Below are 18,089 nucleotides of genomic sequence, written 5' to 3'. Positions count from 1 at the left end.
TCGCGGGCCGTACGGGAGCTTCGCCGGCCGTACGGGACAATGGGGGCATGCCCTCCGCACTCCCCGACGGCGAACCCGTGCCGTCCGACGGTTCCCTGCCCGCGCACGCCCTGGACGGGCTCGGCAGCCGGCCGTTCGGCTTCTACCTGCACGTGCCGTACTGCGCCAGCCGCTGCGGCTACTGCGACTTCAACACCTACACCGCCACCGAGCTGCGCTCCTCCGGGGCGGTCGCCTCGCAGGAGACGTACGCGGACAACGTGGTCGCCGAGATCCGGCTGGCCCGGCGGGTGCTGGGGGACGTGCAGCTGCCGGTGCGCACCGTCTTCCTCGGCGGCGGCACCCCCACCCTGCTGCCCGCCCGCGACCTGGTGAAGATGCTCGCCGCGGTCCGCGAGGAGTTCGGGCTCGCCGACGACGCCGAGGTGACCACCGAGGCCAACCCGGAGTCCGTCGGCCCGGCGTACCTGGCGGAGCTGCGCGAGGGCGGCTACAACCGGATCTCCTTCGGCATGCAGAGCGCCCGCCCGCACGTGCTGCAGCTGCTCGACCGCCACCACACCCCGGGCCGCCCGGAGGCCTGCGTGGCCGAGGCGCGCGCCGCCGGGTTCGAGCACGTCAACCTCGACCTGATCTACGGCACCCCGGGCGAGTCCGACGACGACTGGCGGGCCTCCCTGGACGCCGCCATCGGCGCCGGGCCCGACCACGTCTCGGCGTACTCCCTGATCGTCGAGGAGGGCACCCGGCTCGCCGCCCGGGTCAAGCGCGGCGAACTGCCGATGATCGACGACGACGTGCACGCCGACCGCTACCTGATCGCCGAGGAGGCGCTCGCCGCCGCCGGGTACCACTGGTACGAGGTCTCCAACTGGGCCACCACCCCCGAGGGCCGCTGCCGCCACAACGAGCTCTACTGGACGGGCGCCGACTGGTGGGGCGCCGGCCCCGGCGCCCACAGCCACGTCGGCGGCGTCCGGTGGTGGAACGCCAAGCACCCCGCCGCCTACGCGCAGGCCCTCGCCGAGGGCCGCACCCCGGCGCTGGGCCGCGAGGTCCTGGCGGACGAGGACCGGCGCGTCGAGCGCATCCTGCTGGAGCTGCGCCTGGTCGAGGGCGTCGCCCTGGACCTGCTCACCGACACCGGCCGCAAGGCCGCCGACCGGGCCCTCGCGGACGGCCTCCTCGCCGCGGAGCCCTACCAGCGGGGCCGCGCCGCCCTCACCCTCCGGGGGAGGCTGCTCGCGGACGCGCTCGTGCGTGACCTGGTGGACTGACGTTCGTTAACGTGGTGTCAGCCGTCGGAGGGAGCGCGCAGTGACCGCCATCGATGACCGGATGATGGGGATCTTCGAGAACCTGGAGGTTCCGGAAGGCGTCAAGGCCGAACTCATCAGGGGGGAAATCGTGATGATGGCCGGGTCGGACATGGTCCACAACCTCATCGTCTCCGCCATTCAGCACCAGACCCCCTACGCTCGGTGGCGGGCGCTGCAGACCCAGGATCTGATCATCTCCGGCGAGGCCAGCGAACCCCAGCCGGATCTGGTCGTGTTCGAGCGGGGCGTCGTCCCGGAGGCCGGCCGGCTGCTGTCCGCCGCTGCGGTGACCGTGGTGGTCGAGGTGGTGTCCAAGACCAGCGTGCACCGGGACTACCGCACCAAGCGCGAGATGTACGCCCAGGGCGGGATTCCGGCGTACCTCATCGTCGACCCGCTCAAGGGCGTGTGCGTGCTCCTCACGGATCTGACCACCGACACGGCTTCCGGTACCCCTGTGTACTGGGCCGAGCGGACCAGCAAATTCGGCGATCCGATCGAGGTCGACCTGCTCGGCATCGTTCTGGACACCTCGGAGTTCCAGACCTACTCCTGACCGGGTGCGGTTACGAAGTCGATCAACTCCTCCACCCGGCCCAGCAGTTCGGGCTCCAGGTCCTTGTAGCTGTCCACCCTCGACAGGATGTGCTTCCACGCGGCGGGGGTGTCCACCGGCCAGCCCAGGCGGCGGCAGGTGCCCTCCTTCCAGTCCTCCCCGCGCGGCACGGCGGGCCAGGCGGGGATGCCCACGGAGGCGGGCTTCACGGCCTGCCAGACGTCGATGTAGGGGTGGCCGACGACCAGGACGGACTCGCCGGTGACCCGGGTGGCGATGCGGTGCTCCTTCGTCCCCGGGAGCAGGTGGTCGACCAGGACGCCGAGGCGGCGGCCGGGGCCGGGGGCGAAGTCGGCGACGATCGCCGGCAGGTCGTCGATGCCGCGCAGGTACTCCACCACGACGCCCTCGATCCGCAGGTCGTCGCCCCAGACCCGCTCGACCAGCTCGGCGTCGTGCCGGCCCTCGACGTAGATCCGCGACTCGCGGGCGACCCGGGCGCGGGCCCCGGGGACGGCGACGGAGCCGGAGGCGGTGCGGCCCGGCGTGCGGGGGGCCGCGGGGGCGGCGGGGCGGACCAGGGTGACGACCCTGCCCTCCAGCAGGAAGCCGCGCGGCACCAGCGGGAACACCCGGTGCTTGCCGAAACGGTCCTCCAGGGTGACGGTGAACCCCTCGGCGGTCTTCTCGCAGCGCACCACCGCCCCGCAGAAGCCGGTCGCCACCTCCTCGACCACCAGGTCCCGCTCGGCGGGCACCTCCGGGGCCGGGGCCTGGTTCTTCCACGGCGGGGTCAGGTCGGGTCCGTACTGGCGGCTGCGCATACGGGTGATCATAGGGAGGCCGGGCGGGCCGTCAGGGGCCCGGCGCGCCCCGGTCCGGGACCGGGCGGCGCATCGGTGCCGAGCCGGCCGCGACGGGGCGCAGAGCGCCCGTGACGCCCCTGGTCACGGACCGCTGGGGCTCCGACCTGCCCGAGGGCCGGCCGGCCCGGGGGGTCACCCCTCCATGCCCGGCGCGCCCCAGAGCGGGAACCAGCGGCTCAGGTCCTTCTCCAGCCGCAGGTCGTTCCCCAGCATCGCGTTGACCTGCAGCTCCAGCGGGCTGTTGCGCTTCTCCCCGCCGCCGGGCATCGGGGCGAACGGGTAGAAGGTGCCGCGCTTGTAGAGGTAGACCAGCGCCAGCGACCGCCCCTGCGGGTCGCTGAAGCCCACCAGCGAGCAGAGCAGCTGCGGACCAAAGCCGTTCGCCTCCAGCTCGCTGTTCACCGCGTGCAGGTCGTTGACCAGCTCCGGCAGCTCCTGCGGGGAGTGCCGGGCCAGCAGCCAGGAGTAGCCGTAGTCGTCCTTGGAGGCCTCCACCGGCACGCCGCCGCGCTCGGTGTCGGCGTCCAGCAGCGCCCGCACCTGCTGCTCGACCTGGACGAAGGCCGCGCCCTCGACGGCCGCGAAGCAGACCGAGCCGAGCCCGGTGGGGGTGAACCCGGCGCCGGCCTCCAGGGTCAGCGCGGCGGACGGCACGCCGAACAGCTGGTCGAGGTCGGGCTTGACGGGCTTGGTGCGGCCGAACAGGGCGTCCAGGATTCCCACGGCGGTCCTTTCGTGTCGAACGGCGGGGCGCGGGATCAGCGGCCCAGCTGCTCGGTGATCTTCGCCAGCTGCGCCAGTCGCTTCTCCAGCGTCGGGTGGGTGGAGAACAGCTGCGTGGCGGTCTCCCGCGCGCTCAGCGCGGGGGCGAAGTAGAAGGCGTTGTACGGCTGCGCCTGGCGCAGGTCCTTGCTGGGGATGGCCGCGATCTGCCCCGTCACCTTGGTCAGGGCCGAGGCGAGCGCGCTGGGCCGGCCGGTGAGCTGGGCGGCGGCGCGGTCGGCCGCCAGCTCGCGGTAGCGGGACAGCAGCCGGGTGAGCAGGAAGCTGATCGCGTACACGACCATCGAGACCAGCGGGATGATCAGGGCCACGATGGCCGCGTTCTGGTCGTTGTTGTTGCGCCCGCCGCCCATGAACCCGCCGTACACGGCGATCCGGGTCATCGCGCCGGCGAGCACGCCGAGGAAGCCGGCGATCGTCATCACCGCGACGTCCCGGTGGGCGACGTGGGACAGCTCGTGCGCGAGGACGCCCTCCAGCTCCTCCGGCTCCAGCCGGCGCAGCAGGCCGGTGGTCACGCAGACCACCGCGTTCTGCGGGTTGCGGCCGGTGGCGAAGGCGTTGGGCATGTCGTTGTCGGCGACCGCCACGCGCGGTTTGGGCATGTCGGCCAGGGCGCAGAGCCGGTCGATCGTGCCGTGCAGCTGGGGGAACTCCTCCGGGGTCACCTGGTGGGCGCCCATGGCCCGTTCGGTGATCTTGTCGCTGAACCAGAACTGGGCCACGAACAGCCCGCCGGAGATCAGGACGATCAGCGGCCAGGCGCCGCGCAGCAGCGCGATCAGCAGGCCGGTGAAACCGACGTACAGCAGCCCGATCACGAACATCGTCACGACCATGCGGCCGGTCAGGCCGCGGTCGGGCGCGAAACGGGTGTGCTGGCCCGAGCTCGACATCGCTTGCTCCTCCATTCGCCGTCGCTTCCGATGCTCCCACCCGGACGGCCCCGGAGCACCACTCGCGCGCCGGGAACCGGTGAACGGTGGCCGCCTCGCGGGCCGTACCCGGAACTGCGGGCAGGATCACGCCGGTCGGGCCGTTCCTGCCGTAGGACCCGGGCCTTACACTGGCAGGTACGGTTTTGGCACTCGGGTGTTCAGAGTGCCAAGGTCGGGGCCTCCCGGAGCGGCCCGCTGCAGCACACAGGGACACACAGGGACACAGACGGACAACGTGCGAAGACGGAGGTGCGTGCCCCATGGCCGGTGAGGTCCGCCAGCTGGACGACCGCAAGCTCGCCGTGCTCCGCGCGATCGTGCAGGACTACGTGGGCACCGAGGAGCCGGTCGGCTCCAAGGCCCTGGTGGAGCGGCACAACCTCGGGGTCTCGCCGGCGACCGTCCGCAACGACATGGCGGCGCTGGAGGAGGAGGGCTACATCCACCAGCCGCACACCAGCGCCGGCCGCATCCCGACCGACAAGGGCTACCGCCTCTTCGTCGACAAGCTCGCCGAGATCAAGCCGATGAGCGCCCCCGAGCGCCGGGCGATCCGGCACTTCCTGGACGGCGCGGTCGACCTGGACGACGTGGTCGCGCGCACCGTGCGGCTGCTCGCCCAGCTGACCCGGCAGGTCGCCGTGGTGCAGTACCCGTCGCTGACGCGCTCGACCGTCCGGCACATCGAGCTGGTGGCGCTGGCCCCGGCCAAGGTGATGCTGGTGCTGATCACCAACACCGGCCGGGTCGAGCAGCGGATGGTCGACTGCCCGGGTACGGTCGGCGAGACCGTCCTGGCGGAGCTGCGGACGGCGCTCAACACCAGAGCCGCCGGCCGTCGCCTCCCCGAGGTCCCGGGCGTGCTGGAGGAGCTCCCGGCGATGTTCGAGCAGGCCGACCGGCCGACCGTCAGCACGGTCCTGGCGACACTGTTCGAGACGCTCGCGGAACAGAACGAGGAGCGGATCATGCTGGCCGGCACGGCAAACCTCACCCGCTTCGGCCACGACTTCCCGCTCACCATCCAGCCGGTGCTGGAGGCCCTGGAGGAGCAGGTCATCCTGCTCCGCCTCCTGGGTGAGACCAACGACGCCGCGATGACGGTCCGGATCGGGCGGGAGAACGCCTACGAAGGGCTGAATTCCACCTCGGTCGTGTCCGTCGGTTACGGTTCGGGCGACGAGAGCGTGGCCAAACTGGGTGTGATCGGTCCGACCCGGATGGACTACCCGGGCACAATGGGGGCGGTGCGGGCGGTGGCGCGGTACGTGGGCCAGATCCTGGCCGAGTCGTAGCAAACAGTCGCCGTTGGACAACCAATGGCGTCCAGTCTCAGCACTACTACAGGCGGAACAAGCGGAGCATTTGGTGGCCACGGACTACTACGCGGTACTCGGCGTCCGACGGGATGCGGGGCAGGACGAGATCAAGAAGGCGTTCCGGCGCCTGGCACGCGAACTGCACCCGGACGTCAACCCGGACCCGAAGACGCAGGAGCGGTTCAAGGAGATCAACGCCGCCTACGAGGTGCTCTCCGACCCGCAGAAGCGCCAGGTCTACGACCTCGGCGGCGACCCGCTGTCCCCGGGCGGCGGTGGCGCGGGCGGCTTCGGCGCGGGCGCGGCGGGCTTTGGCTTCTCCGACATCATGGACGCCTTCTTCGGCGCCGCGGCCGGCCAGCGCGGGCCGCGCTCGCGCACCCGCCGCGGACAGGACGCCATGATCCGGCTGGAGATCACCCTGGAGGAGGCCGCCTTCGGCACCACCAAGGAACTCCAGGTCGACACCGCCGTCACCTGCACCACCTGCAGCGGCGAGGGCGCAGCCCCCGGCACCTCCGCGCAGACCTGTGACATGTGCCGCGGCAAGGGCGAGGTCTCCCAGGTCACCCGGTCCTTCCTGGGCCAGGTCATGACCTCCCGGCCCTGCCCGCAGTGCCAGGGCTTCGGCACCGTCGTGCCGACCCCGTGCCCGGAGTGCGCCGGCGACGGCCGGGTCCGCGCCCGTCGCACCCTGACCGTCAAGATCCCGGCCGGTGTCGACAACGGCACCCGGATCCAGCTGGCCGGCGAGGGCGAGGTCGGCCCCGGCGGCGGCCCGGCCGGCGACCTGTACGTCGAGATCGCCGAGACCACCCACGCCATCTTCCAGCGGCGCGGGGACGACCTGCACTGCACCGTCACCATCCCGATGACGGCGGCCTCGCTCGGCACCCAGGTGCCGCTGCAGACCCTGGACGGCCTGGAGGAGGTCGACATCCGGCCCGGCACCCAGTCCGGCCAGTCGATCCCGCTGCACGGCCGGGGCATCACCCACCTGCGCGGGGGCGGCCGGGGCGACCTGATAGTGCATGTCGAGGTGAAGACGCCCACCAAGCTCGACCCCGAGCAGGAGGAGCTGCTGCGCCGCCTCGCGGTGCTGCGCGGCGAGGAGCGGCCGTCCGGCCAGTTCGCGCCGGGCCAGCAGGGCCTGTTCTCCCGCCTGAAGGACGCCTTCAACGGCCGGTAGCCGTCCGCGAAGGGGTGCCGGGGCTCGCCCGGCACCCCTTTCGCGTTCCCGTTCCACCCCCTCCCGGAGGTTCCCCGCATGACCGCGCCCGTCTTCGTCGTCGAGACCGAGCGGATCGCCGCCGCCGCGCCCGGCACCCTGGTGCGCCTGGACGGCCCGGAGGGCCGGCACGCGGCCGCCGTGAAGCGGCTGACGGCCGGCGAGGCGGTGACCCTCGCCGACGGGCTGGGGCTCGGCGTGGACGGGACGGTCGCCGAGGTGCTCGGCAAGGACGCGATCGACGTGGCGGTCGCCGCGGTGCGCCGCGAGCCGGAGCCCGCGCCGCGGATCGTCGTCGTCCAGGCGCTGCCCAAGGGCGACCGCGGCGAGCTGGCCGTCGAGACCATGACCGAGGTCGGCGTGGACGCGGTGATCCCGTGGGCTGCCTCGCGCTGCATCACCCAGTGGAAGGGCGAGCGCGGAGCCAAGGCGCTCGCCAAGTGGCGGGCCACCGCCCGCGAGGCGGGCAAGCAGTCCCGCCGGCTGCGCTTCCCCGAGGTGCACGACCCGATGACCACCAAGCAGCTGGCGCCCGTCCTGGCGCGGGCCGCGTTCGCCGCGGTGCTGCACGAGGAGGGCGCCGCGCCGCTGGCGCACGCCGCGCTGCCCGAGGGCGGCGACGTCGTGCTGGTGGTCGGCCCGGAGGGCGGGGTCTCCCCGGAGGAGCTGGCCGCGTTCGCCGAGGCGGGCGCCGCGCCGTACCGGCTGGGGCCCTCGGTGCTGCGCACCTCCACCGCCGGGGTGGCCGCCGGCGCGCTGCTGCTCGGGCGCACCGGCCGCTGGGCCTGAGGCCCGGTCCGGCCCCGCACCCGGCCGGGGCCCGTACTACGACCCCGCGGCAGCGTCCAGCGGGCTCGCCCGACCGGCCCGACTCTGCCGAAAAGCCCGGCGGCTCGTACGCGTACGTGCCTACGCTGGCCGCGTGACGGACTCCCTGAGCACCCCCGCGGGCGCCTACCTGCGCCACCCCCACCTGCACGGCGACCTGGTCACCTTCGTCGCCGAGAACGACCTGTGGCTCGCCCCGCTGGAGGGCGGCCGGGCCTGGCGGCTGACGGCCGACCACCTGCCGGTCCACGACCCCCGGTTCTCCCCGGACGGGCGGCACATCGCCTTCACCTCCGCGCGGGACGGCGCGCCCGAGGTGCACGTGGTGCCGGTGGACGGCGGCCCGTCCCGCCGGCTCACGCACTGGGGCAGCGGCCAGACCCGGGTGCAGGGCTGGACGGCCGACGGCCGCCCGATCGCCACCACCACCGCCGGCCAGGCCACCCTGCGCCGCACCTGGGCGCACGCCGTGCCGCTGAACGGCGGCGAGCCCGTGCGGCTGCCGTACGGGCCGATCGGCGGGATCGCCTTCGAGCCGGGCGGCGACCGGGTGCTGCTGGCGAGCGCCGCGATCCGCGAACCGGCCTGGTGGAAGCGCTACCGGGGCGGCCGGGCCGGCAAGCTGTGGCTGGGCCGGGACGAGTTCGTGCGCGTCCACGCGGAGGTGGACGGCCAGCTGTCCTCGCCGCTGTGGGTCGCTGGGCCCCTCCTGCCCGATGGCGGGCAAGGAGGGAGGATCGCGTTCCTGTCCGACCACGAGGGCGTCGGCGAGCTGTGGTCCAGCCTCCCGGACGGCTCCGACCTGCGCCGCCACACCACCGACCCGGACGGCTTCTACGCCCGCAACGCCGCCACCGACGGCACCCGGGTGGTGTTCCACCGGGCCGGTGACGTCTGGCTGCTGGACGACCTGGAGGGGGCCGAGCCGCGCCGCCTGGACGTCCGGCTGGCCGGCCCGCGCACCGGCCGCCGCCCCCGCCCGGTGCCCGCCGCGCACTGGCTGGAGTCCGTCGCCCCCGACCGCACCGGCCGGGCCAGCGCCGTCGTGGTGCGCGGCAGCGTGCACTGGCTGACCCACCGCGAGGGCCCGGCCCGGGTGCTGGACGAGACGCCGGGCGTGCGCGGACGCCTGGTCCGGGTGGTGCCCGGCGAGGACGGCTCCCAGGGCGTGCTGTGGGTGTCCGACGCCGAGGGCGAGGACGCCCTGGAGTTCGCGCCCGCCGTGCACGGCGCCGAGCGCCGCCGGCTGGCCGCCGGACAGCTCGGCCGGGTCAACTCGCTGGCCGTCTCCCCGGACGGCAAGCACGCCGCGCTCGGCGTGCACGACGGCCGGGTGCTGCTGGTGGCGCTCGCCGACGGCACCGTGCACGAGCTGGACCGCAGCACCGACGGCGAGGTCGGCGGGCTGGTCTTCAGCCCGGACTCGGCCTGGCTGGCCTGGTCGCGGCCGGTGCCGGGCCTGGGCCCGTACTCGCTGCGCCAGATCGTGCTGGCCAACCTGGCCACCCGCACCGTCAGCGAGGCCACCCAGCAGCGCTTCATCGACACCTCGCCGGCCTTCACCGCGGACGGCCGCTACCTGGCGTTCCTGTCGGTGCGCAACTTCGACCCGGTCTACGACTCGCACGTCTTCGACCTGTCGTTCCCCAACGGCTGCCGCCCGTACCTGATCACCCTGGCCGCCGACACGCCGTCCCCGTTCGGGCCGCAGCGGGCCGGGCGCCCGCTCGGCGGCGAGGAGGACGAGCCCCGGGCCAAGAAGGCGGACGGCGAGGAGGGCGGCACCGACTCGGCGCCGGTGACCAGGGTGGACCTGGACGGCATCGCCGACCGGATCGTCCCGTTCCCGGTCGAGGGCGGCCTGTTCGGCACCCTGCGGGCCGCCAAGGACGGCGTGCTGTGGACCAGGGTTCCGCTGCTCGGCGAACTCGGCGACGAGGCGGCCTCGTTGGAGGACGAACGGCCCCGGCCGGTGCTGGAGCGCTTCGACCTGAAGAAGCGCCGGGTCGAGCAGCTGGTGCACGACGTCGACGGCTTCGCGGTCAGCGGGGACGGCGGCCGGGTCGCCGTGCTGGACGAGGGCGAGCTGCGGATCGTCCCGGCCGACCACAAGGCCGCCGGCGAGGACGACGAGACCGCCGTGGACCTCGCCCGGCTGCGCGTCACCGTCGACCCGGCCGCCGAGTGGCGGCAGATGTTCGCCGAGAACGGCCGGCTGATGCGGGACAACTTCTGGCGCCCCGACCTCGCCGGCGTGGACTGGGCCGGCGTCCTGGAGCGCTACCGGCCGCTGGTGGAGCGGGTCGGCTCGCACGACGACCTGGTCGACCTGCTCTGGGAGGTGCACGGCGAACTCGGCACCTCGCACGCCTACGTGATCCCCTACGGCCAACACGCCGAGCCCGCCCGGCGCCAGGGCCTGCTCGGCGCGGACCTCGTGAAGGACGGCGAGCAGTGGCGGATCGCCCGGATCCTGCCCGGCGAGTCCTCCGACCCGAGGGCCCGCTCGCCGCTGGCCGCGCCCGGTGCCGCGATCCGCCCGGGCGACGCCGTCCTGGCGGTCAACGGCCGCCTGGTGGACCCGGTCACCGGCCCCGCCCCGCTGCTGGCCGGCACCGCCGGGCAGCCGGTGGAACTCACCGTGGCCGGCAAGGACGGCACCGACCGGCGCCACCCGGTGGTCGTCCCGCTCGCCGACGACGAGGCGCTGCGCTACCACGACTGGGTGGCCGGCCGGCGGGCCGCCGTGCGCGAACTGTCCGACGGCCGGCTCGGCTACCTGCACGTCCCCGACATGCAGACCACCGGCTGGGCCCAGATCCACCGCGACCTGCGCTCTGAGATGGCCAAGGAGGGCGTGATCGTCGACATCCGGGAGAACCGCGGCGGCCACACCTCGCAGCTGGTGATCGAGAAGCTCGCCCGCCGGATCGTCGGCTGGAACGTCAGCCGGGACACCGACAGCCCGGTGCCGTACCCCGGCGACGCCCCGCGCGGGCCGGTCGTCGCGCTCGCCGACCAGGACTCCGGCTCGGACGGCGACATCGTCAACGCCGCCATCCAGGCACTCGGGATCGGCCCGGTGGTCGGCACCCGCACCTGGGGCGGGGTGATCGGCATCGACAGCCGCTACCGGCTGGTCGACGGCACCCTGGTCACCCAGCCCAAGTACGCGTTCTGGCTGGAGAACTACGGCTGGGGCGTGGAGAACCACGGCGTCGACCCGGACGTCGAGGTGCCGATCGCCCCGCACCACTGGGCGGCCGGCGAGGACCCGCAGCTCGCCGAGGGCGTGCGGATCGCCCTCGCCGCCCTCGCGGGGACCCCGGCCCGCACCGCGCCGCCGCTGCCCTGGCGGTAGCGGCACCGGCGCGGCCCGCCGGTTCGGGGACGGCGGGCCCCGGAGCGGGAAGTCGCAAGGGCCGACTTTCCGCTCCGGGGCGTGGGTAGGATGCGGGGCTGCTTCTTGATCCACAGCTTTCGGGGGAATCACCATGGCGCAGGGCTATCCGCCGCCGCAGTACGACCAGAACCCTTACGGACCGCCGCAACCGCAGCCGTACCCGCCCTACCAGCAGCAACCGCAGCCGTACCCGCCGCAGGGGTACGCGCCGCAGGGCCACCAGCAGCCGCCGCCGCAGCAGCAGTACGGGCAGCCGCAGCCGCAGTACGGGCAGCCCCAGCAGTACGGGCAGCCGCAGCCGCAGTACGGTCAGCCTGACCCCTACCCCAACCCCTACCCGCAGCAGCCGCAGCACCTGCAGCCGGCCGCGGCGCTGCCGCCGTGCCCCAAGGAGGCGGGCGGCGGCCGGCGCTTCCTGGCGATCGTGCTCGACTTCTTCCTCGCGGTCGGTCTCGGCTTCGTCGCCGCCAACGCCGCGAGCCGCCCGAAGGTCCGTCACGTGGCCGGCCACACCGTCCAGAGCGGCGGCCCGGCCGTGCCGTACTTCGTGGCGCTGCTCGTCGTCGGTCTCGCCGTGTCCTTCCTCAACCAGGTGGTGCTCGCCCGCCTCGTCGGCTTCAGCGTCGGCAAGGCGGTCCTGGCGATGCGGGTGGTGCGCACCAAGCGGGTGATGCGGCCCAACATGTGGCGGCTCACCAGGCGCTGGCTGCTCGGCTTCGTCTTCCTCGCGGTGGCGCTGATCTCCGAGGACTTCGACCTGGACGACGGCGACATCGTCGGCATGCGCGCGGTGCGCTGGAAGCACCTGCAGGAGTACCGGCAGGCCGTGGCCGGGCTCGGCTAGGCTGCGCCCGTACGGCCCCACCACCCGACGTACCGATCCCGAGGAGTAGCCGATGGCTGGCGAGCCGCAGCCCGACTGCCTGTTCTGCAAGATCGTGGCGGGCGAGATCCCGGCGACCGTGGTGCGCAAGACCGAGCGCACCCTCGCCTTCCGCGACATCGCCCCCAAGGCCCCCGTGCACGTCCTGGTCATCCCGCACGTCCACTACCCGAACGCCGCCGCGCTGGCCGCCGCCGAGCCGGAGATCGCCGGCGAGCTGCTCGCCGAGGCGGGCCGGGTGGCCGAGGACGAGGGCATCACGGACTACCGGCTGATCTTCAACACCGGTGCGGGCGCCGGGCAGACCGTCTTCCACGCCCACGTCCACGTGCTCGGCGGCACCCGCATGACCGAGAGCATGGTCTGATCCCAGGTGTCCCAGCGCGAACTCGTCGTCCTCGGCACCGCCAGCCAGGTGCCCACCCGGCACCGCAACCACAACGGCTACCTGCTGCGCTGGGACGGCGAGGGGCTGCTGTTCGACCCCGGCGAGGGCACCCAGCGCCAGATGCTGCACGCCGGGGTGACGGCCACCCAGATCACCCGGATCGCCGTCACCCACTTCCACGGCGACCACTGCCTGGGCCTCGCGGGGGTGATCCAGCGGATCAACCTGGACCGCGTCCCGCACCCGGTGGACGTGTACTTCCCGGCCTCCGGTGAGGTCTACTTCGAGCGGCTGCGGCACGCCACCGCGTACCACGAGACCGCCGTGCTGCGGCCCCGGCCGATCGACGAGCCGGGGCCGCTGCCCGCGCCCGGCGCCCGCTTCGCGCTGGACGCGGTACGACTGGACCACCCGGTGGAGTCCTTCGGCTACCGGCTGTCCGAGCCGGACGGCCGCCGCCTGGTGCCCGAACGGCTCGCCGCCCTGGGCGTCCGGGGCCCGGCGGTGGGCCGGCTGCAGCACGAGGGCGCGGTCGAGGCGGACGGCCGCCGGGTGACCCTGGACGAGGTCAGCGAGCCCCGCCCGGGCCAGAAGTTCGCCTTCGTGATGGACACCCGGCTCTGCGAGGGCGTGCACGCCCTCGCGGAGGGCACCGACCTGCTGGTCGTCGAGGCCACCTTCACCGACGCCGACGCCCGCCTCGCCGAGGAGCACGGCCATCTCACCGCCGGGCAGGCCGCCAAGGTCGCCGCCGAGGCCGGCGCGCGCACGCTGGTGCTGACCCACTTCTCCCAGCGCTACCCGGACCTCGGCCAGCACCTGGCCGACGCCCGCAAGCACTTCGACGGGGAGCTGGTGCTGGCCGCCGACCTCGCCCGGGTGCCCGTCCCCGCCCGCCGCCAGCCGTGAAAAAGGGCTCGCGCCGTTCCGCGAACTGCCGCAGCATCGACGGGTGCGGCCCCGCCGCCCGCCGCGGCGATCACGCCCGCGGCGTACCCTGGTGCCCCGGAGACACCGAGCGGCACACGACACCACGGATGGGATGAGGCAGGCCCCAGCGCCGACCTATGAGTGACACATCGCAGACCCGTACCAATGGACAGTCGCGCCCCGAACCGGCCGACGACGGCCGCGTCAGCGCCCGGATCGTCATCCCCGAGAAGCACCCGATGGTCACCCTGCTCGGTACGGCGGACTCGCTGCTGCGCGTGATCGAGCAGGGCTTCCCCGCCGCCGACATCCACGTCCGCGGCAACGAGGTGACCGCCACCGGGGAGCGTGCCGAGGTCGCCCTCGTCAAGAAGCTCTTCAACGAGATGATGCTGGTGCTGCGCACCGGCCAGCCCCTGACGGAGGACTCCGTGGAGCGCTCCATCGCCATGCTCCGCGGCCAGGAGCAGGACCCGGACAGCCCGGCGCCGTCCCAGGTGTTCACCGCGAACATCCTGTCCAACCGCGGCCGCACGATCCGCCCCAAGACCCTCAACCAGCAGCGCTACGTCGAGGCGATCGACAAGCACACGATCGTCTTCGGCCTCGGCCCGGCCGGCACCGGCAAGACCTACCTGGCGATGGCCAAGGCCGTGCAGGCCCTGCAGGCCAAGGAGGTCAACCGGATCATCCTGACCCGCCCGGCGGTCGAGGCGGGGGAGCGGCTGGGCTTCCTGCCCGGCACCCTCTACGAGAAGATCGACCCGTACCTGCGCCCGCTCTACGACGCGCTGCACGACATGATGGACCCGGACTCCATCCCGCGCCTGATGGCGGCCGGCACCATCGAGGTCGCGCCGCTCGCGTACATGCGCGGCCGCACCCTCAACGACGCCTTCATCATCCTCGACGAGGCCCAGAACACCTCGCCCGAGCAGATGAAGATGTTCCTCACCCGCCTCGGGTTCAACTCCCGGGTGGTCGTCACCGGCGACACCAGCCAGATCGACCTCCCGGGCGGCACCAGGAGCGGCCTCAAGGTCGTCCAGGAGATCCTGGCCGACGTGCCCGACATCCACTTCTCCGTCCTCACCAGCACGGACGTGGTCCGCCACAAGCTGGTCGGCCGGATCGTGGACGCCTACGAGCGCTGGGACGCCCGCCAGGAGGCCGAGGAGAGCGGAACCGCTCCCCGCAAGCCCGCCCAGCGGCGCCCGGGCAAGGCCACGGCGCCCCGGGCACCCCGAGCACCCCGACAGTCCCATCGCACCGAAAGCTGAGCACACAGCCCGTCATGTCGATCGACATCGCCAACGAGTCCGGTTGGGACGCCGATGAGGAAGCCATCCTCGACGTCGCCCGCTTCGCACTGGACAAGATGCGGATCCACCCGCAGTCCGAACTGTCCGTGATCCTGGTGGACGGTGCGGCGATGGAGGAGCTGCACATCCAGTGGATGGACCTCCCCGGACCCACCGACGTGATGTCCTTCCCGATGGACGAGCTGCGTCCCGGCAAGGAGGGCGAGGAACTCCCGCAGGGCCTGCTCGGCGACATCGTGCTCTGCCCCGAGGTCGCCGAGCAGCAGGGCAAGGCCGCCCCCTCGAAGCACTCGATGGACGAGGAGCTGCAGCTGCTCACCGTGCACGGTGTGCTGCACGTCCTCGGCTACGACCACGAGGAGCCCGAGGAGGAGGAGGAGATGTTCGCCCTCCAGAAGCGCATCCTGGACGACTGGCGGGCGGGCCGCGGCCTCGGCGGCATCTCCCCGGCCCCCACCACCCACTGAGCGCGGAGCCCGAACCCCTGTGAGTGGTGAGAGTACGAGCTTCATCCTGGGTGCCGTGCTGCTCGTCGTGCTCGGCTGGCTGGCCGCGTGCGCCGAGGCGGGCATCTCCCGGGTCTCCCGGTTCAGGGCGGAGGAGGCCGTGCGGGTCGGCCGACGCGGCTCGGCACGGCTGCTGACCCTGGCCTCCGACCCGATCCGCTACCTCAACCTGGCGACCCTGATCCGGGTCGCCAGCGAGATGGCGGCGGCCGTCCTGGTCACCGTGGTGTGCGTGCGCAACGTCAGCCCGACCTGGCAGGCCGTGCTGCTGGCGTTCGGCGTGATGGTGCTGGTGTCCTTCGTCGCGATGGGCGTCTCGCCGCGCACGATCGGGCGCCAGCACCCGCTCACCACGGCGACCGCGTCCTCCTTCGTGCTGCTGCCGCTGGCCGCCGTGCTCGGCCCGATCCCGCGGCTGCTGATCCTGCTCGGCAACGCGCTGACCCCGGGCAAGGGCTACCGGGAGGGGCCGTTCGCCTCCGAGGCGGAACTGCGGGCCCTGGTGGACCTCGCCGAGAAGGACGACCTGATCGAGGACGAGGAGCGCCGGATGGTGCACTCGGTCTTCGAACTGGGCGACACCATCGTGCGCGAGGTGATGGTGCCGCGCACCGACCTGGTGATGATCGAGCGGCACAAGACCGTCCGGCAGGCGCTCACCCTGGCGCTGCGCTCGGGCTTCTCACGGATCCCGGTGGTCGGCGACAACGAGGACGACGTGGTCGGCATCGTCTACCTCAAGGACCTGGTGCGGCGCACCCACATCAACCGGGAGGCCGAGGCCGAGGAGGTCGGCGCGGTGATGCGCCCGGCCGTCTTCGTCCCGGACTCCAAGCCGGCCGGCGACCTGCTGCGCGAGATGCAGCAGCGCCGCTCGCACGTGGCGATCGTGATCGACGAGTACGGCGGCACGGCCGGCCTCGTCACGATCGAGGACGTCCTGGAGGAGATCGTCGGCGAGATCACCGACGAGTACGACCGGGAGATCGCGCCGGTCGAGGACCTCGGCGACGGCTCGTACCGGATCACCGCCCGCCTGCTGGTGGAGGACCTGGGCGAGCTGTTCGGCATCGAGCTGGAGGACGAGGACGTCGAGACCGTCGGCGGCCTGCTGGCCAAGCACCTCGGCCGGGTGCCGATCCCCGGCTCCGCCTGCGAGATCCCGCTGCCGGAGCCGGCCGACGGCGACCTGACCGGCATCCTCCTGACCGCCGAGTCCTCGGCCGGGCGCCGCAACCGGATCGGCTCGATGGTCGCCTCCCCGGTCCGCGCGACCGACGAACCCGAGGCGGCGGCGGGCGAGTAGCGGCGGGGGACCCCTTGCCCGATGCCTTGATGGGCTCCGGGCAGGGGGCTTCGCGTTCTCACTCCTCGTGCTTGTCCCGTGTCAGGGCTTTGCCGGTGGTCAGGCCGGCGCTGGCGACGGCGGCGCAGGCGCTCGCCTCGTCCGGTCGACCGAGGAGGAGCAACGTCACCGCCGCTCCGATGTTCGCCGCGGTGATCACACCGGTCACGGCCTGGGCGGTGACCCTCAGCCGCTGCTTGACCCGGCTGTGGCGGTGCGCCCGTCGGGCGCACCTGACGCAGGGTTGGTGGGGTGTATCGGGTGCCATGCTGGAGCTGGACATCAGGGCCCTCACACGTGGTCCGGGTCGGAAGGTGCCGGAATGCCGCCGGTGATCCGGCGGCGGACTGCGAGCGGGACGGCGGTCAGCGGTGTTCCGTCACGAATCGCATGATGGTGCGGATGTCGACGACGTCCTTCGGGCGGCGAAGCTGTTGCTTGTACGCCAGGACGTCCTTGAGCCGGGCGAACCGGAGGCCGTCGACGACCTCGGCGTGATCGATCAAGTCGTCGGTGTCCCAGTCCGGTGAGATCCAGTTGGGGAAGACGGTGATCCGGCCGCCGTCGAACTGGTAGCCGAGACCCCCGGTGACCGCGCCACGGCACGGTGTCCCGGTCTGTTCGGCCCGTTGCCATGCCGATCCCCGGGCGACCAGGTCGAGATCTCCCAGTTCGGTGCGGATGCCGTGCGCGAGCAGTGGACCGCTGCCGAAGATGACGTAGTCATCGGCCGGGAGATCGAGGGCGACCAGTTCGCGGATCAGCGGGTGTCGGAGAACGCCCGCAGGTTCTTTCTCGCGCACTGGCCGTCCCTTCGTGGATGCGGAGCCGACCCCGTAACGTCAGGGAGAGGCCGTCTGATCACCGCTCGCGATCCCGCGCAGCGCTTCCAGGTTCTCGATGATCGTTGTCTGCCTGCCGGTGGTGACGATCCCCCGTGCCTTCAGCGCCCGAACGACCTGGACGACCGTTTCCCGCGAAGCGCCCACGACGTCGGCGAGTTCGCGTTGGCTGAGCTGTAGCGCGAACCGGCCGTCCTGGACAGCGCCGGCGCCTTTGCCCTCGAACTCGACCAGCACCTTGGCCAGCCGCTGCTCGACGCCGAGGAAGGACTCGACGCTCTTCCGTGTCGCCTCGTTCAACCGTTCTTCGGCGGCGACGAGCTGGGCGTGCATGGCCCGGGGGTGGTCGTAGAGGAACCGCAGCCAGTTGGCCGCCGAGATGTAGAGGGCCTCGACCGGGTTCATGGCGTAGACGCTGGCCGAGCGGGGCTTTCTGTTCGCGGCCGCCATCTCGCCGACCATCTCGCTCTCGCCGCGAATCGCGACGATGCGCGAAGGGGTCCCCGTCTGGATCCTGACGAGGCCCTTGCGGATCAGCAGGGCGAAGTCGGTCTCCTCCCCCTCGCCGAACAGGACGCTCCCGGTGGGATACGAGATCGGTTTGCCGAGTTCTTCGAGCTCCACGAGCTCTTC

General features: G+C 72.8%; 18 protein-coding genes. 12 read left to right on the top strand and 6 right to left on the bottom strand.

Features of this window, described 5'->3' with window-relative positions:
- Window positions 1-47: 47 nt before the first annotated feature.
- Window positions 48-1,277: a radical SAM family heme chaperone HemW gene (gene hemW, locus ABTY56_RS17575; RefSeq protein WP_350629692.1), complete on the top strand. Its 1,230-nt coding sequence runs from the start codon at window positions 48-50 to the stop codon at window positions 1,275-1,277.
- Window positions 1,278-1,317: 40 nt separating this feature from the next.
- Window positions 1,318-1,875 carry a Uma2 family endonuclease gene (locus ABTY56_RS17570; protein WP_350629691.1) on the top strand — a complete coding sequence of 186 codons (558 nt, stop codon included), beginning with the start codon at window positions 1,318-1,320 and terminating at the stop codon, window positions 1,873-1,875.
- Here ABTY56_RS17570 and ABTY56_RS17565 read toward each other — a convergent pair.
- The 3 genes from ABTY56_RS17565 to htpX form a co-directional block, all read right to left on the bottom strand.
- Complete coding sequence (locus ABTY56_RS17565) at window positions 1,866-2,699, bottom strand: DUF3097 domain-containing protein (protein ID WP_350629690.1); 834 nt, start codon at window positions 2,697-2,699, stop codon at window positions 1,866-1,868. The two genes, ABTY56_RS17570 and ABTY56_RS17565, sit on opposite strands and share 10 nt — an antisense overlap.
- A 174-nt stretch (window positions 2,700-2,873) precedes the next feature.
- Complete coding sequence (pspAB, locus tag ABTY56_RS17560; protein WP_350629689.1) at window positions 2,874-3,464, bottom strand: PspA-associated protein PspAB; 591 nt, start codon at window positions 3,462-3,464, stop codon at window positions 2,874-2,876.
- Window positions 3,465-3,499: 35 nt separating this feature from the next.
- Entirely contained in the window at window positions 3,500-4,420 is a 921-nt protein-coding gene (htpX, locus tag ABTY56_RS17555) for a zinc metalloprotease HtpX (protein ID WP_350629688.1), read from the bottom strand.
- Between the two features lie 302 nt (window positions 4,421-4,722).
- Between htpX and hrcA the strand changes: the two genes are divergently transcribed.
- From hrcA to ABTY56_RS17505, 10 genes are all read left to right on the top strand, one after another.
- On the top strand, window positions 4,723-5,757 hold the full coding sequence (gene hrcA / locus ABTY56_RS17550; RefSeq protein ID WP_350629687.1) for a heat-inducible transcriptional repressor HrcA: 1,035 nt from the start codon (window positions 4,723-4,725) through the stop codon (window positions 5,755-5,757).
- Between the two features lie 73 nt (window positions 5,758-5,830).
- Entirely contained in the window at window positions 5,831-6,970 is a 1,140-nt protein-coding gene (dnaJ, locus tag ABTY56_RS17545; RefSeq protein ID WP_350629686.1) for a molecular chaperone DnaJ, read from the top strand.
- 78 nt (window positions 6,971-7,048) lie between these two features.
- Entirely contained in the window at window positions 7,049-7,798 is a 750-nt protein-coding gene (locus tag ABTY56_RS17540; RefSeq protein WP_350629685.1) for a 16S rRNA (uracil(1498)-N(3))-methyltransferase, read from the top strand.
- Between the two features lie 133 nt (window positions 7,799-7,931).
- A complete protein-coding gene (locus ABTY56_RS17535; RefSeq protein WP_502893142.1) occupies window positions 7,932-11,198 on the top strand; it encodes a S41 family peptidase in 3,267 nt (1,088 codons plus the stop codon).
- A gap of 133 nt (window positions 11,199-11,331) precedes the next feature.
- Entirely contained in the window at window positions 11,332-12,084 is a 753-nt protein-coding gene (locus tag ABTY56_RS17530; RefSeq protein ID WP_350629684.1) for an RDD family protein, read from the top strand.
- Between the two features lie 52 nt (window positions 12,085-12,136).
- Complete coding sequence (locus ABTY56_RS17525; protein ID WP_350523903.1) at window positions 12,137-12,490, top strand: histidine triad nucleotide-binding protein; 354 nt, start codon at window positions 12,137-12,139, stop codon at window positions 12,488-12,490.
- A gap of 6 nt (window positions 12,491-12,496) precedes the next feature.
- Complete coding sequence (locus ABTY56_RS17520; protein WP_350629683.1) at window positions 12,497-13,420, top strand: ribonuclease Z; 924 nt, start codon at window positions 12,497-12,499, stop codon at window positions 13,418-13,420.
- Between the two features lie 260 nt (window positions 13,421-13,680).
- On the top strand, window positions 13,681-14,721 hold the full coding sequence (locus ABTY56_RS17515; RefSeq protein ID WP_350629712.1) for a PhoH family protein: 1,041 nt from the start codon (window positions 13,681-13,683) through the stop codon (window positions 14,719-14,721).
- Window positions 14,722-14,735: 14 nt separating this feature from the next.
- Window positions 14,736-15,230, top strand: a complete 495-nt coding sequence (ybeY, locus tag ABTY56_RS17510; RefSeq protein ID WP_030061268.1) for an rRNA maturation RNase YbeY — start codon at window positions 14,736-14,738, stop codon at window positions 15,228-15,230.
- A 19-nt stretch (window positions 15,231-15,249) separates the two neighbouring features.
- Window positions 15,250-16,575, top strand: coding sequence for a hemolysin family protein (locus ABTY56_RS17505; RefSeq protein ID WP_350629682.1), 1,326 nt, complete (start codon window positions 15,250-15,252; stop codon window positions 16,573-16,575).
- A gap of 58 nt (window positions 16,576-16,633) precedes the next feature.
- On the opposite strand, the gene ABTY56_RS17500 is transcribed toward ABTY56_RS17505, so the two are convergent.
- From ABTY56_RS17500 to ABTY56_RS17490, 3 genes are all read right to left on the bottom strand, one after another.
- Window positions 16,634-16,897 carry a hypothetical protein gene (locus ABTY56_RS17500; protein WP_350629681.1) on the bottom strand — a complete coding sequence of 88 codons (264 nt, stop codon included), beginning with the start codon at window positions 16,895-16,897 and terminating at the stop codon, window positions 16,634-16,636.
- 82 nt (window positions 16,898-16,979) lie between these two features.
- A complete protein-coding gene (locus ABTY56_RS17495) occupies window positions 16,980-17,417 on the bottom strand; it encodes a hypothetical protein (RefSeq protein ID WP_350629680.1) in 438 nt (145 codons plus the stop codon).
- Window positions 17,418-17,456: 39 nt separating this feature from the next.
- Complete coding sequence (locus ABTY56_RS17490; RefSeq protein WP_350629679.1) at window positions 17,457-18,080, bottom strand: Crp/Fnr family transcriptional regulator; 624 nt, start codon at window positions 18,078-18,080, stop codon at window positions 17,457-17,459.
- Window positions 18,081-18,089 lie beyond the last annotated feature (9 nt).

The sequence above is a fragment of the Kitasatospora sp. NPDC097691 genome (assembly GCF_040302665.1).
Classification (GTDB): Bacteria; Actinomycetota; Actinomycetes; order Streptomycetales; family Streptomycetaceae; genus Kitasatospora.
Note: the sequence above shows the minus strand (reverse complement) of the source record. Positions and strands in the feature narration are given on the sequence as shown.

What these genes read in the sequence shown, in the direction of transcription:
- hemW (WP_350629692.1), top strand. Translation starts at nt 48, where the DNA reads ATGCCCTCCGCACTCCCCGACGGCGAACCCGTGCCGTCCGACGGTTCC.
- ABTY56_RS17565 (WP_350629690.1), bottom strand. Translation starts at nt 2,699, where the DNA reads ATGCGCAGCCGCCAGTACGGACCCGACCTGACCCCGCCGTGGAAGAAC.
- htpX (WP_350629688.1), bottom strand. Translation starts at nt 4,420, where the DNA reads ATGTCGAGCTCGGGCCAGCACACCCGTTTCGCGCCCGACCGCGGCCTG.
- hrcA (WP_350629687.1), top strand. Translation starts at nt 4,723, where the DNA reads ATGGCCGGTGAGGTCCGCCAGCTGGACGACCGCAAGCTCGCCGTGCTC.
- ABTY56_RS17540 (WP_350629685.1), top strand. Translation starts at nt 7,049, where the DNA reads ATGACCGCGCCCGTCTTCGTCGTCGAGACCGAGCGGATCGCCGCCGCC.
- ABTY56_RS17530 (WP_350629684.1), top strand. Translation starts at nt 11,332, where the DNA reads ATGGCGCAGGGCTATCCGCCGCCGCAGTACGACCAGAACCCTTACGGA.
- ABTY56_RS17525 (WP_350523903.1), top strand. Translation starts at nt 12,137, where the DNA reads ATGGCTGGCGAGCCGCAGCCCGACTGCCTGTTCTGCAAGATCGTGGCG.
- ABTY56_RS17515 (WP_350629712.1), top strand. Translation starts at nt 13,681, where the DNA reads ATGGTCACCCTGCTCGGTACGGCGGACTCGCTGCTGCGCGTGATCGAG.
- ybeY (WP_030061268.1), top strand. Translation starts at nt 14,736, where the DNA reads ATGTCGATCGACATCGCCAACGAGTCCGGTTGGGACGCCGATGAGGAA.
- ABTY56_RS17500 (WP_350629681.1), bottom strand. Translation starts at nt 16,897, where the DNA reads ATGTCCAGCTCCAGCATGGCACCCGATACACCCCACCAACCCTGCGTC.